At 43.9% G+C, this 12,557-nt stretch carries 11 protein-coding genes; 8 read left to right on the top strand and 3 right to left on the bottom strand.

The window, feature by feature from the left end; genetic code table 11:
• From L2703_RS00985 to L2703_RS00960, 6 genes are all read left to right on the top strand, one after another.
• Window positions 1–2,346: a Tex family protein gene (locus L2703_RS00985; RefSeq protein WP_248969288.1), complete on the top strand. Its 2,346-nt coding sequence runs from the start codon at window positions 1–3 to the stop codon at window positions 2,344–2,346.
• Between the two features lie 186 nt (window positions 2,347–2,532).
• Window positions 2,533–4,200 (top strand): phosphoethanolamine transferase, encoded by a 1,668-nt coding sequence (locus tag L2703_RS00980; protein ID WP_248969287.1) that lies wholly within the window; start codon window positions 2,533–2,535, stop codon window positions 4,198–4,200.
• 9 nt (window positions 4,201–4,209) lie between these two features.
• The gene (locus L2703_RS00975; RefSeq protein ID WP_248969286.1) at window positions 4,210–4,617 is read left to right on the top strand and encodes a diacylglycerol kinase; all 408 of its coding nucleotides are present in this window, start codon (window positions 4,210–4,212) and stop codon (window positions 4,615–4,617) included.
• Between the two features lie 75 nt (window positions 4,618–4,692).
• Window positions 4,693–5,370, top strand: a complete 678-nt coding sequence (locus tag L2703_RS00970) for a response regulator transcription factor (protein ID WP_248969285.1) — start codon at window positions 4,693–4,695, stop codon at window positions 5,368–5,370.
• A complete protein-coding gene (locus L2703_RS00965) occupies window positions 5,367–6,830 on the top strand; it encodes a sensor histidine kinase (RefSeq protein ID WP_248969284.1) in 1,464 nt (487 codons plus the stop codon). Before L2703_RS00970 ends, L2703_RS00965 begins: the two co-directional genes overlap by 4 nt.
• Window positions 6,831–7,113: 283 nt before the next feature.
• Window positions 7,114–9,141, top strand: coding sequence for an LTA synthase family protein (locus tag L2703_RS00960; RefSeq protein ID WP_248969283.1), 2,028 nt, complete (start codon window positions 7,114–7,116; stop codon window positions 9,139–9,141).
• Here the strand turns inward: L2703_RS00960 and L2703_RS00955 are convergent.
• Together L2703_RS00955 and bioH are read right to left on the bottom strand one after the other, a co-directional pair.
• Window positions 9,133–9,636 (bottom strand): hypothetical protein, encoded by a 504-nt coding sequence (locus L2703_RS00955; RefSeq protein WP_248969282.1) that lies wholly within the window; start codon window positions 9,634–9,636, stop codon window positions 9,133–9,135. The genes L2703_RS00960 and L2703_RS00955 overlap by 9 nt on opposite strands.
• 64 nt (window positions 9,637–9,700) lie before the next feature.
• Window positions 9,701–10,492 carry a pimeloyl-ACP methyl ester esterase BioH gene (gene bioH / locus L2703_RS00950; RefSeq protein ID WP_248969281.1) on the bottom strand — a complete coding sequence of 264 codons (792 nt, stop codon included), beginning with the start codon at window positions 10,490–10,492 and terminating at the stop codon, window positions 9,701–9,703.
• A gap of 42 nt (window positions 10,493–10,534) precedes the next feature.
• Here bioH and L2703_RS00945 point away from each other — a divergent pair, with 42 nt between their 5' ends.
• Together L2703_RS00945 and nfuA are read left to right on the top strand one after the other, a co-directional pair.
• Window positions 10,535–11,341 carry a ComF family protein gene (locus L2703_RS00945; RefSeq protein WP_248969280.1) on the top strand — a complete coding sequence of 269 codons (807 nt, stop codon included), beginning with the start codon at window positions 10,535–10,537 and terminating at the stop codon, window positions 11,339–11,341.
• Window positions 11,342–11,570: 229 nt separating this feature from the next.
• Window positions 11,571–12,149 carry a Fe-S biogenesis protein NfuA gene (nfuA, locus tag L2703_RS00940; RefSeq protein ID WP_188735930.1) on the top strand — a complete coding sequence of 193 codons (579 nt, stop codon included), beginning with the start codon at window positions 11,571–11,573 and terminating at the stop codon, window positions 12,147–12,149.
• A gap of 56 nt (window positions 12,150–12,205) precedes the next feature.
• Here the strand turns inward: nfuA and L2703_RS00935 are convergent, their stop codons facing one another.
• Window positions 12,206–12,535: an FKBP-type peptidyl-prolyl cis-trans isomerase gene (locus tag L2703_RS00935; RefSeq protein ID WP_248969279.1), complete on the bottom strand. Its 330-nt coding sequence runs from the start codon at window positions 12,533–12,535 to the stop codon at window positions 12,206–12,208.
• Between the last annotated feature and the right edge of the window lie 22 nt (window positions 12,536–12,557).

Here is a 12,557-nt window from a genome sequence, read left to right as displayed (position 1 = left end):
ATGCATAATATTGCCCAGATTATCGCTCAAGAACTTAATGTCCGTGAACAACAGGTCACTGCGACCATAGCACTGTTAGATGATGGTGCAACCGTACCGTTTGTGGCGCGCTACCGTAAAGAAGCCACCGGTGGCTTAGATGATACCCAATTGCGTAACTTATTTTCTCGCCTTGGCTATTTACGAGAATTACATGACCGTCGCCAGGTGGTGTTGTCGAGCATTGAAGCCCAGGGGAAGCTGACTCCCGCATTGGCTCAAGCCATTAACGACGCTGACAGTAAAACCCGCCTTGAAGATTTATATCTGCCTTATAAACCTAAGCGCCGCACTAAAGGGCAAATAGCTATCGAAGCGGGTATCGAACCGCTGGTGGATGCCGTATTAGCCGATCGCACATTAGACATTGATAGCAAAGCAGAAGCGTTTTTAAATCCTGAAGCGGGCTTTGCCGATGCCAAAGCTGTGTTAGATGGCGCGCGTTATATTTTAATGGAGCGTTTTGCAGAAGATGCTGAACTATTACGTAAAGTGCGCCAACATCTTAGCCAACAAGCGGTACTTGAAAGCCGAGTAGTTAAAGGCAAAGAAAAAGAAGGCGCTAAGTTCCGTGATTATTTTGAACACAATGAACTGCTGAGCAAAATCCCTTCGCACCGTGCTTTAGCAATTCTGCGTGGACGTAACGAAGGTGTGCTGAGCTTATCGATGAATGCCGACCCCGATACCGAGGCCACACAAGGCAGCTATTGCGAAGTGATCATTAGCGATCATTTCAACTTAGTGTTGACTGACTCTAGCGTTGATAGCTGGCTAAAAACAGTCGTAACCTCAACTTGGCGCATTAAAGTGGCCTTGCAAATGGAAACCGAGTTTATTGCCAAAATGCGTGAAAGTGCCGAAGAAGAGGCCATTAAAGTGTTTGCCCGTAACCTAGGCGACTTATTAATGGCTGCTCCTGCGGGCGCAAAAGCGACTATGGGCCTTGACCCTGGGATCCGTACCGGGGTTAAAGTGGCTATTGTTGATAACACTGGCAAACTGGTGGCACACACAACCATATTCCCACACGCACCGCAAAATTTGTGGGACAAATCAATTCGTACGCTAAGTAACCTTGTCACTATGCACAAGGTAGAGATTATTGCCATTGGTAATGGAACTGGCTCGCGTGAAACCGATAAATTAGCCGGTGAGCTGATTGCGGCAGTAAAAGACTCGCAACCCAACTTAACCAAAGTGATGGTAAGCGAGGCAGGGGCATCTGTGTATTCAGCATCTGAATTTGCCGCTAATGAGTTTCCAGATTTAGATGTGTCTATTCGCGGTGCGGTATCGATTGCCCGCCGCCTGCAAGACCCATTAGCAGAGCTAGTGAAAATTGAGCCTAAAGCCATTGGCGTTGGCCAATATCAACATGATGTGAGTCAAAGCATGTTGTCGCAGTCGCTTGAAGCCGTTGTTGAAGATTGTGTAAATGGTGTGGGTGTCGATTTAAACATGGCGTCAGTGCCGTTGCTCACTCAAGTTGCCGGATTAAATAAAACCCTCGCAAAAAACATTGTTGATTACCGTGATGCCAATGGTCAGTTTACTAACCGTAAGCAAGTATTGAGCGTACCGCGCGTTGGCCCCAAAGCCTTTGAGCAAGCCGCAGGATTTTTGCGCATTCGCAATGGCGACAACCCGCTTGACGCCTCATCGGTTCACCCAGAGGCTTATAGTTTAGTGGAGGCGATTGCATCGGCTAAGCAACAACCAGTAGCCCAGCTTATTGGTAACACGGATCTATTGCGTAGCATTAATGCCGCTGATTTTGTAACGGACAATTTTGGTGTGCCGACCATTAACGACATTTTAGCTGAACTCGACAAACCGGGGCGTGACCCACGTGGCGAGTTTAAAACCGCCAGTTTTAAAGAGGGTGTTGAAGACTTAAATGATCTTAAGCTTGACATGATATTAGAAGGCGTTGTGACTAACGTGACTAATTTTGGCGCCTTTGTGGATATTGGTGTGCATCAAGATGGCTTAGTGCATATTTCATCGTTAACCGACAAGTTTGTGAGCGACCCTCATACTGTGGTGAAAGCCGGTGATGTGGTTAAAGTTAAGGTGATGGAGGTTGACGTTGAGCGTCGTCGTATTGCCCTAAGTATGCGCCTTGATGAAAAACCAGCAGCTGCCAAAATGGGCCAAGCTAAATCTGCCCCGCAAAAAACCTCATTTAGTGGTAAACCTAAGCAAGCTGGGCAACAAAAACAGCCTCATAAACCGGCTAAACCAGTTCAAAATGCCGCAATGGGTAATGCCTTTGCAGATGCCTTTGCCAAACTGAAGAAGTAGATGTAAGCCAGTTAATACCAACGTAATAATCAGCCCTTGCATTATCATGCCGGGGCTTTTTTACGGCCTCAGAAAACTGAATCAACCTGAATTAACACCGTCAGTAATAATTCAGTTTTTATTCAGTGGATCTTAAGTTTTTTGGGTGAATATCAACGCCAGTCGAGTTTAACGCGAGTGGTTATTGTGAAATTTTTAACCCAAACACTTTCACGTATTACCCCAAAAAGCATCAGTTATGAGGCGATGACGCTCATTATTGCTGTGTATTTTGGTTTGGTATTAAACTTCCCTATTATTCGAAAAATATATCAACTGTCGACAGACGGTCATGTCGTGTTTTCACTCTCACCCGCTATTTTACTGAGTGGTTGCTTTATGGTGATCTTCAGTATGTTTGCATTTCGATTTGTGTTTAAGCCCATTATGGTTGTGCTGTTACTAACATCGTCAGCGGCAATGTATGCGATGCTCAAGTACAACGTGATGTTTGATTACAGCATGATTGAAAATATTTTCGAGACCAACTCTGGCGAAGCTTATTCTTATATTAACGCTCATTCTATCGGTTATGTCCTGTTGTTTGGCGTGTTGCCATCGATTTGGTTATTGAGCACCAAGGTGACTGGCCAGCCTTCATTTTCAAAAGCGGTTTTTCATCGTGTTGGTTTGGTGTTATTAGGTTTGGCCATTATTGGCGCGATGGTGCTGTTTTTCTATAAAGATTACGCATCGGTGGGGCGTAACAATAAGTATCTCAATAAGATGATTGTGCCTGCCCATATCTACAATACCGCTAAGTTTGTTAAACAACGTTATTTTACCGACAAGCTGACGTTTAACCCTATAGGTGATGATGCGCAATTGTTGCCTGTGACAAATCAAAAGCCAACGTTAATGGTATTAGTGGTGGGTGAAACCGCCCGCGCTCAAAATATGGCTTATAACGGTTATCAGCGTAATACCAACCCATACACCCAAGACTTAGGCATTATTGCATTGCAAAATGTGTCGTCGTGCGGCACGGCAACGGCGCACTCTCTACCGTGTATGTTTTCTAACTTGACTCACAATAGCTACAACCGCGAAGCCGCAGAGGCGCAAAATAATGTGCTTGATGTCATTAAAGCGGCAGGCGTTGAAGTGACCTGGTTTGACAATGACGGTGGCGATAAAGCGGTGGGTGCACGGATTAACACAATTGACATATCACCTAACGAAAACAACCCATTGTGTGATGGTTTAAGTTGTTATGACGAAATTTTAGTTGAAAAGCTCACGCAAAAATTACAACAAGATGTTCAGGCTGGTGCTGTGTCGGGTACTGGGTTAACTAACCAATTCATTGCGTTACATACCATTGGCAGCCATGGGCCAACTTACTGGCAACGATACCCCGCAGACAAAGCTTCATTTACCCCTGAGTGTAGCCGCAGTGATATTGAAAATTGCAGTGACCAAGAAATCATCAACGTATACGACAATACCATTGCCTATACCGACTTTGTGTTAGCTAAAACCATTAAGGTGCTTGAGCAATACCAAGACAACTATAATGTGGCATTGGTTTACTTGTCTGATCACGGTGAATCGTTAGGTGAAAGTGGCATCTATTTACACGGCACGCCATACAGTATTGCGCCTAGCCAGCAAACACATGTGCCTTGGTTTTTGTGGTTGCCGCAAGAATACACCCAAGCCAAAGGTGTCGACCGAGAATGTATTGCTGAGCATGCCCAAACAGCAAGCTACTCACATGACAATTTGTTTCACAGTTTATTAGGCCTTTATGGCGTTAATACCTCGGTGCGTGATGCTGCATTAGACATCACCAGCAACTGTAAATTAACCTAGGACATCACCATGACATTATCAACCACAGTGAAAAACGTTAACACTAAACCGCCTAAAATAGTGGTTAAGCGTCAAGGGCTTATGCGCTTATTATTTACCTGTAAACATACCTTTAACGGCTTAAAGTGGATGTGTCGTAACGAGGCGGCTTTTCAGCAAGAGTTGATGCTATTTGTGCCATTAACCGTATTTGCGTGTGTGGCCAATATCACTGCGGTGCAATCAGCCATATTGGTGATTGCGTTACTGTTTGTATTGTTTGCCGAACTGGTTAACACTGCTATAGAGGTTGTTGTTGACCGTATTGGCCTAGAATTTAATACGTTATCAGGCTTGGCTAAAGATATTTCATCAGCATTTGTGTTTATAAGCATGCTAATGGCCGCCATTGTCTGGTGGGCAGTGTTATGGCCGTAAGCACCCTGGCAATAACAGAATACATATAAGCATCTGTCGGTTCATCGATAGAGCGTTAATAACAAAGGGCACTCAATGAAAGTGTTGTTGATTGAAGACTCAGAAGCGCTGCGCCGCGGAATAAGAGTTGGGTTAGATCATTTAGGTTATACCGTAGATGAAACCGGAGATGGTTCAGAGGGGTTGAGCATGGCGCTCACTAATCAATATGACTTTATTATTTTGGATTTAATGCTGCCTAATGTTGACGGCATTAGCTTACTGAAAAGTATTCGTAAGCTAGGCAATCAAGCTAAGGTGATTATTTTATCGGCTAAATCCCAGGCAGAAGATCGCGTTAACGGATTATTGTCTGGCGCAGATGACTATTTAACCAAGCCTTTTTCGTTTGATGAACTGCAAGCGCGATTGATTACCATGGGGCGCCGCGGCGAATTAACCCAACAGGCCAACACGATTACGATTGGCAATTTTGTGCTCGACACGGGCAATAAGTCTTTGCGAGCCAATGGCCAATATATCGACTTGACTAAAAACGAATTTAAAATCGTCGAATATTTATTTGCTAATCCTAAACAGGTGTTAAACCCTGAGCAAATCAGCGAGGCTGTGGTGGGGTCGTTTAATCATATTTCTAAAAATACCATTGAAGCGCATTTATCGTCGGTGCGCAAAAAAGCCAAGGCTGTAGGGGCGATGTTACCGATTAAAAATAAACGTGGTTTTGGCTATTTTGTGGATACGCAAGCATGAAGTCTTTAACCACTAAACTAATGAACACCATGACCTATGTGGTGACAGCCATTTTAATTATCGTGTTTTTGGCAATTGATATTAGCATTGATAATTGGGTTGATGTTGAGTTTGACAATGCGCTTACCGATAAATCTAACTATTTAAAAACGTTAGTTAAAGTTACGCCACAAGGGACCGAGTTTGATTTTGCGGGCGAATTTATGCCTGAGTTTGGAACCTCAACTAAAGCCAGCTTTTTCCAGCTATGGCAAGGCAATGCGGTATTTGAACGCTCAGAGTCGTTAAGTCATTTCCCGGGCACCGATTTACTCAAAAAAGACATACCACTTAATAGTACGGTGTTTGCTGACGTTACCTTACCTGATGGGCGCTCCGGCCGAGCTATGGTGGCCCATTTTGAACCCCAGGTACCTAGTTCGATGCGTGAGTTAGTACCACATTCTGTGGAACCCATGTGGTTAACGGTGGCAATTAGTTCTGAAGACTTAACCCAAATTTTGGTGATTATTGATTCCAGTTTAGCCATTGGTTTGTTGCTGGTGATAGTGTTGATGCGCTGGGCCGTAGTGAAGGTGATATCAAGAGGGTTAGTGCCGTTAAATGAGCTTAATAACGCGTTAAAAACGGTGGATGTGACCCAAAAATATATTCCGCTGTCGACAGCGTCTGAGCGTTATCTCGAAATTGAACCAATTCGTAACGAGTTGAATAAGTTTGTCAAAATTAGCCAGCAATATTTACAGACAGAAAAGCGAATTACTGCCGACATAGCCCATGAACTGAAAACGCCCATTAGTGAGCTGATTAATTTAAGTGAGATTTATATTCGTTATCCCAATGATCAGCGTATTGCTGCGAGTTATAAACAAGATGTGCTCAATATTAGTCTGCGGATGAAAACGATAGTGAGTAATTTATTACTGCTGCAGCAGGCATCGTCTGACAACATTCATTTAAATCGACAACCGCTAGACATCACTGAGCAAGTTAATGGCGTCATTGAGGCGTTAACATTTAAATATTCCACCATTGGACAACGCCTCAAGATGGAAAATCAGTTAAGAGGTTGCCATACCTTAGCAGATGAATTTTCGCTAAATCTTATTTTAACCAACTTACTCGATAATGCGCTTTATTACAGCCCGGTGCAGTCTGACATTGTTTTGCGTTTACATCATGACGACAACAGTATTGCCTTGAGTGTAGAAAACCAGTTACTCACAAGCTTAAAAGCTGATGATTTAGAGCGTCTGACTCAGCCTTTGTACCAAGCTGAGCAGTCGCGTACTAACACCGAGCGCCATGGTTTAGGGTTAGCCATTGTGGAAAACATCGCCAAGGTTAACGGCTTTATATTTAGTTTTGGGCTGATAGCAGAAGACAGGATCCAATTTAGTTTACATATTCCCCATGCTGAGCCAGAAAACAATATGCCTAAAACGCATGTTAGCGATTAAATCGACAGGAAATAGGTGTAGCGACCAATGTACTGCCTGAGCATAAGTTGGATTGAAAGAGGTTGACGCATTATTTGAGATGAAAAACACATAATAAGATTGAAATTAACCCAATAAGTTTTGTGTTAACGAACGAAATAAAACTTGTTGGTACTGTTAACGTTTAAGCCCACCTTAAGAATCGCTTGTGAGTCTATCCCAATAATTTTGTTGTTATTTGGGCTGACTTTTTGCGCGAAAAATTTGGCTTAGCACACAAAAGAATAATAAAAACGGAGTGTCAATGATAGCAAGTTTATGTGGTTTTTTTAATAAAAATCAATTACTAAAAAAACAAGCTGGTTCAGCTAATATCGTTAAAGCCCTTTTTGTATTTAGCCTTGTATCACTTATTGTGATGAGCTTAAGCCGAATTGGATTGTCTATCTGGCAAGCCGACCGTGTTAATGATGCTCAAGGGTGGGGTTACATTTTAGGCCAAGGCCTACGCGTAGATATTGCGTCCATTTGCTGGATTTATGGCATTGCAGCATTGGGTACAGTGGTGTTTGCCGGTGAGCATATTGTTGGCCGCGTCTGGTTAGTCATTTTACGTGTGTGGCTCACATTAGGGTTATGGATCCTGGTGTTTTTAGAAGCGTCGACGCCGTCATTTATTGCCGAATACGGCTTTAGGCCAAACCGTTTATATGTTGAATACCTGATTTACCCCAAAGAAGTCTTGTCGATGTTGTGGGCAGGGCGTAAAGCCGAGCTTATTTTGTCTTCACTTATCACAATCGGTACGTTATCAGGTGGTTGGTGGTTAAGTGGTCGTTTAACGCAAAAGATGACATACCCAACATGGTATTGGCGCCCAGTGTTAGCCGTTTTAGTCATCGTTGTGACGTTATTAGGCGCGCGTTCATCTTTAGGGCACCGCCCATTAAACCCATCTTTAGTGGCGTTTTCTAATGACCCACTTGTTAATTCATTGGTGCTTAACTCATCTTTTTCATTAATGTTTGCCATTTCACAAATGAATAACGAAGAAGATGCTTCAAAAGCCTATGGCAAGCTATCTGCCGATAAGATTATTGATATTGTGCGCCGGGAAAGCGGCCGTCCCATGGAGGCGTTTACCTCAACCGAAATACCGACGTTGTCTTTCAATCAAGCCAGCTATAGCGGTAAACCTAAAAATTTAGTGATTATTTTACAAGAGAGTTTAGGGGCGCGTTTTGTCGGCAGCTTAGGTGGGTTACCGCTAACGCCCAATATTGATGAGTTGGCGCAGCAAGGCTGGTTTTTTGAAAACCTCTACGCTACAGGCACGCGCTCTGTGCGGGGTATTGAAGCCATCACCACAGGCTTTACGCCAACGCCTGCACGTGCTGTTGTGAAATTAGGTAAGAGTCAAACAGGCTTTTTTACCATTGCTGATTTGCTCAAGCAGCATGGTTATGAAACTCAATTTATTTATGGTGGCGAAAGTCATTTCGATAATATGCGCAGTTTCTTTTTAGGTAACGGCTTTACCAATATTGTTGACCAAGGAGACTATAAAAACCCTGCATTTATTGCGTCCTGGGGCGTGTCAGATGAAGACTTGCTGATGAGAGCGGATGAAGAGTTTTCGCGGATGCATAAACAAGGTCAGCCTTTCTTTAGCTTGGTGTTTAGCTCAAGCAATCATGATCCATTTGAATTTCCTGATAATCGAATCGAGCTGTATGAACAACCGCAATACACCATGCATAACGCAGTAAAATATGCCGATTATGCGGTAGGCGAGTTTTTTAAAAAGGCAAAACAGTCTCAATACTGGCAAGATACTATTTTTTTGCTGGTGGCCGATCACGACAGTCGTGTGAGTGGCTCAGATTTAGTGCCAGTGTCTCGCTTTAGGATCCCTGGGCTGATTTTAGGTGAAGGCATTGACGCTAAACGTGACTCTCGGGTGACGAGCCAAATCGATATGGCACCAACCTTGTTGTCGCTGATGGGCATATCTGACCGCTACCCAATGCTAGGTCGCGACTTAACCCAGGTTCCAAGCGATTGGAAGGGGCGGGCGATGATGCAATATGACAAAAACTTTGGTTTGCTAGAGGGTAACCAGGTCACCATTTTACAACCGGAATTACCCGCAGAAAGCTTTACGTATGATTTTGCCAGTGAGCATCTAATCCCCAGAACACTGGATGAAAAGCAAGCTGAAACTGCCCTGGGTTGGGCATTGTGGGGCAGTTTGGCGTACAACAAAATGTTATTTAAAACAGGTGATAACACACCTGTAGCAGACAATAATGTAAAGAAAGTGTCACGCTAATATTTGTAATTGCGACTCGAGATTGGGTGCGGATTGTTGCTGATAAAACTGGCCAATTCGCATACCAAACTGTTGAGCGGTAGCACTGGACATGTTGTTATCGGTTTGGCGTTGCTTAGACTCGATTTGATTTTTTACAGGTGTAGACTGCGACTTAATTTGAATGTCTTTGCGCTGTAATGCTGGCGTGTTACTGGCCATTACACGCACGGTTTGTGGCCGAGTGGACTGTTGCAATAACGCTTTAGGGTCGACAGACTGTTGAGTTAAGTTTTGCTGTTGACGTAGTGATTGGCCTTGCTGTTGTTTTTTTTCTGCAATCACGTAGGTTTGAGCGCGTTCGTTTTGTGGATTAAACGCCCGCTCTTCATGGCCTTTGCTGGGTTCTTGCGGTGGAATAATCGGTGGTTTTTGTTGATTGTCCACTCGTGCAAGGTCCGTCGCAACATTGGATGTTGCTAGAGGCACTTGCGGATAATGAGTGGTGATAATCATCAAAGGTCGCTTCGCAATTAAACCGTGGCTAAATTATAGCCAAACTCGTTGATTAGCTAAAGTGCTATTGCTGATATTTTATGATCCAAGGCAATAAGTTGTGCAAAAATTCGTCTGGATGTGAAATAAACGGCGCATGTGAGGCTTTGTTTAGCACTATGTCAGTAATGTGTTGCGCTTGTGGCATTTGTTCAATGACACGCCGAGGCACTAATCCATCGAGTTTGCCCCACACTCGCAACCAGGGTTGTGTTATTTGGCTTAGTTGCCCACGTAAATCGACGTCTTCCAACATGGCTAATCCCTGAGAAAGTGCTTGCTTGCTTGGTAGTGGTTTACTCAGTACCAGTTGTTTTATTTGATTAATGTCGGCTTTCGCATTATCGCTTCCCATGGCCTGAATCGCTAAAAATCGTTCAACGGTGCGTGACAAGTCGCGAGTCAGTTGGGTTGAAAATTGCGTGAGTACGGCGGGCAACATTCCGGGCCAAGCCGGGCTTGTTTGGGTCGCGTCTCTGGCCATGAAGCAGGGAGATGAGGCGAGGGTCACTAACGCTGAAACGGAATCTGGAAAATCTATTGCCACTTTGCTGGCCAGTAAGCCACCTAAAGACCAACCTATCCAGATTGCATTTTTGGGTAGCTGCTGCGCCAACGCTTGCACCCACTGATTAATATTACCGTCAATATTAGGGCTTAAGCCAAAACCCGGCAGGTCAACATAATGCACTCTATACTGGTGTAGTGCGTTTTTTAATGGGCCAAATACGGCATTATTGACTCCCCAACCATGTAAAAGAATGACATCTGGCCCTTGGGTGCCAACAATGTCGATATGCAGTGCAGGAAAGCTCACATTAATCTCTCTTATTTGACTATTTAATGGAATGAATAGCCCGTGTCTAAATTAGTTTTCGCGAACAAAATATCTGACTTAGTGAAAAGCAGTAAATCACTTTATCAACATGCTAGCGTGGCGTTGTTAGGCAGTTTACCTAACCGATGTCAGCTGTGCCAGCATCGAATTGAACAGCTTGATTATCAACAGCTATTTCCACGGCAGGTATTAAGCGGAATTTGCCAGGCGTGCTTGGCTGCAAGCTTATACCAACATGAAGTGTGTTTAGGTTGCGGTTGTAGCATCCCACAATTGCAAGCTTATTGTGGAAAATGTTTAAAGCATACACCCATGTTGGTGATAGCACCTTGCAGTTACCATCAGGGGCTTGGGCCTTTAATTGCCGCGATAAAATACCAACAACAGTGCGCGCCGCTTAATGCGATTACCCAACAATTGGCCATAAGAGTGAGTCAGTTGATTGAACATAAATTGATTCGCGCGCCGCAAGTATTGATCCCTGTGCCTTTACACCCTAATCGTTTGCGTCAGCGTGGGTTTAATCAGGCGTGGCTGATTGCACATCGCCTTAGCAAGCTACTTAATATTCCGATAGATGACACCTGCTTAACTCGGGTTGTAGATACTGTGCCGCAAGCGGAATTGTCGGGTAAACAGCGCCGTGAAAACTGCCATAATGCATTTCAACTGAGCAAGGCTGTGTCGTATCAGCGAGTCGCATTAATTGATGATGTGGTTACAACCGGCACGACAGTCGATGAAATTGCGAGACTATTCAGTCAGCAATTTACTTATGTGCAAACCTGGTGTTTAGCTCGCGCAGAAGCGCCGGGATTATTAGATTAATTCGATTTGACTAATAACAATAATATTTAACAACTAAAACAATTGATTAGTTATTTGGTTGCGGTGTGCTTTCGGTGTTATGGAACGCTTAGTGGTGTCAAAAAACGTTGCTCTGGATCATTTTTTCAAGATCAAATCATCCAGAGACTACAAAGCAAATCCAAGTCAGAGTATCATGTGCTTAATTCTTACTAAATTACTCAGGTATATCTTGAGGGAGCAGGTTTTCATGATCACCATTTCCGATACAGCTCAGGCCCATTTCGTTAAATTATTGGCCGATCAGCCAGAAGGCACACACATTCGTGTTTTTGTTATCAGCCCAGGCACAGCACAAGCTGAGTGTGGTGTGTCGTACTGCCCACCAGATGCGGTAGAAGCGGACGATATTGAGCTACCATTTAATGGTTTTAGTGCCATGGTTGATGAAAAAAGCGCACCATTTTTAGATGATGCCAGTATTGACTTTGTTACTGACCAATTAGGTTCACAATTAACCCTAAAAGCACCTAACGCCAAAATGCGTAAAGTGGCAGGTGATGCGCCATTGGTTGAACGTATTGAATACGTTATTCAATCAGAAATTAACCCACAACTTGCCAGCCACGGCGGTAACATTATGTTGGTTGAAATTACCGATGCGGGTGTTGCTGTGCTGCAGTTTGGTGGTGGATGTAACGGTTGTTCGCAAGTTGATATCACCCTAAAAGATGGTATCGAAAAGCAGTTATTAGATATGTTCCCTGGTGAGCTAACGGGCGTACGTGACGTGACAGATCACCAACATGGTGAGCATTCTTACGCTTAATCGCGTTGAATGTAAGCCAATAAAAACGCGACTGTTGAGTCGCGTTTTTAGTTTAATTAATCGTCTCGGGTGAGCACTTCAAGTAATTCAATTTCAAAAAACAAATCTGAGTTAGCCGGAATACGTTCGCCAATTTGTCGCTCGCCGTAAGCAAGGTGCGCAGGTACAGATAACTGACGTTTTCCGCCCACATTCATGCCAATAATGCCCTGTTCCCAGCCTTTAATCACTCGGCCAGTGCCAATAACACATTGAAAGGCATCAGATGCATCAAACTGTGTTCCATCGGCTAAATACCCACTATAGCGGGTGGTTATGAGCGCACCTTTGACTGCGGTTTTGCCTGTGCCGACGTGAAGGTCGGTGATAACTAATTCTTGGGTCATTCTATTCTCTTATCTTGTCAAC

It is taken from the genome of Shewanella basaltis, assembly GCF_023283885.1.
Taxonomy (GTDB): domain Bacteria; phylum Pseudomonadota; class Gammaproteobacteria; order Enterobacterales; family Shewanellaceae; genus Shewanella; species Shewanella basaltis.
The sequence above is the reverse complement of the archived record's forward strand: the minus strand, read 5'-3'. Positions and strand labels throughout refer to the sequence as shown.

Excerpts from the sequence above, each read along its gene's own strand:
- L2703_RS00955 (WP_248969282.1), bottom strand. The coding sequence starts at position 9,636 with ATGATTATCACCACTCATTATCCGCAAGTGCCTCTAGCAACATCCAAT.
- L2703_RS00985 (WP_248969288.1), top strand. The coding sequence starts at position 1 with ATGCATAATATTGCCCAGATTATCGCTCAAGAACTTAATGTCCGTGAA.
- L2703_RS00965 (WP_248969284.1), top strand. The coding sequence starts at position 5,367 with ATGAAGTCTTTAACCACTAAACTAATGAACACCATGACCTATGTGGTG.
- L2703_RS00935 (WP_248969279.1), bottom strand. The coding sequence starts at position 12,535 with ATGACCCAAGAATTAGTTATCACCGACCTTCACGTCGGCACAGGCAAA.
- L2703_RS00970 (WP_248969285.1), top strand. The coding sequence starts at position 4,693 with ATGAAAGTGTTGTTGATTGAAGACTCAGAAGCGCTGCGCCGCGGAATA.
- L2703_RS00975 (WP_248969286.1), top strand. The coding sequence starts at position 4,210 with ATGACATTATCAACCACAGTGAAAAACGTTAACACTAAACCGCCTAAA.
- L2703_RS00960 (WP_248969283.1), top strand. The coding sequence starts at position 7,114 with ATGATAGCAAGTTTATGTGGTTTTTTTAATAAAAATCAATTACTAAAA.
- nfuA (WP_188735930.1), top strand. The coding sequence starts at position 11,571 with ATGATCACCATTTCCGATACAGCTCAGGCCCATTTCGTTAAATTATTG.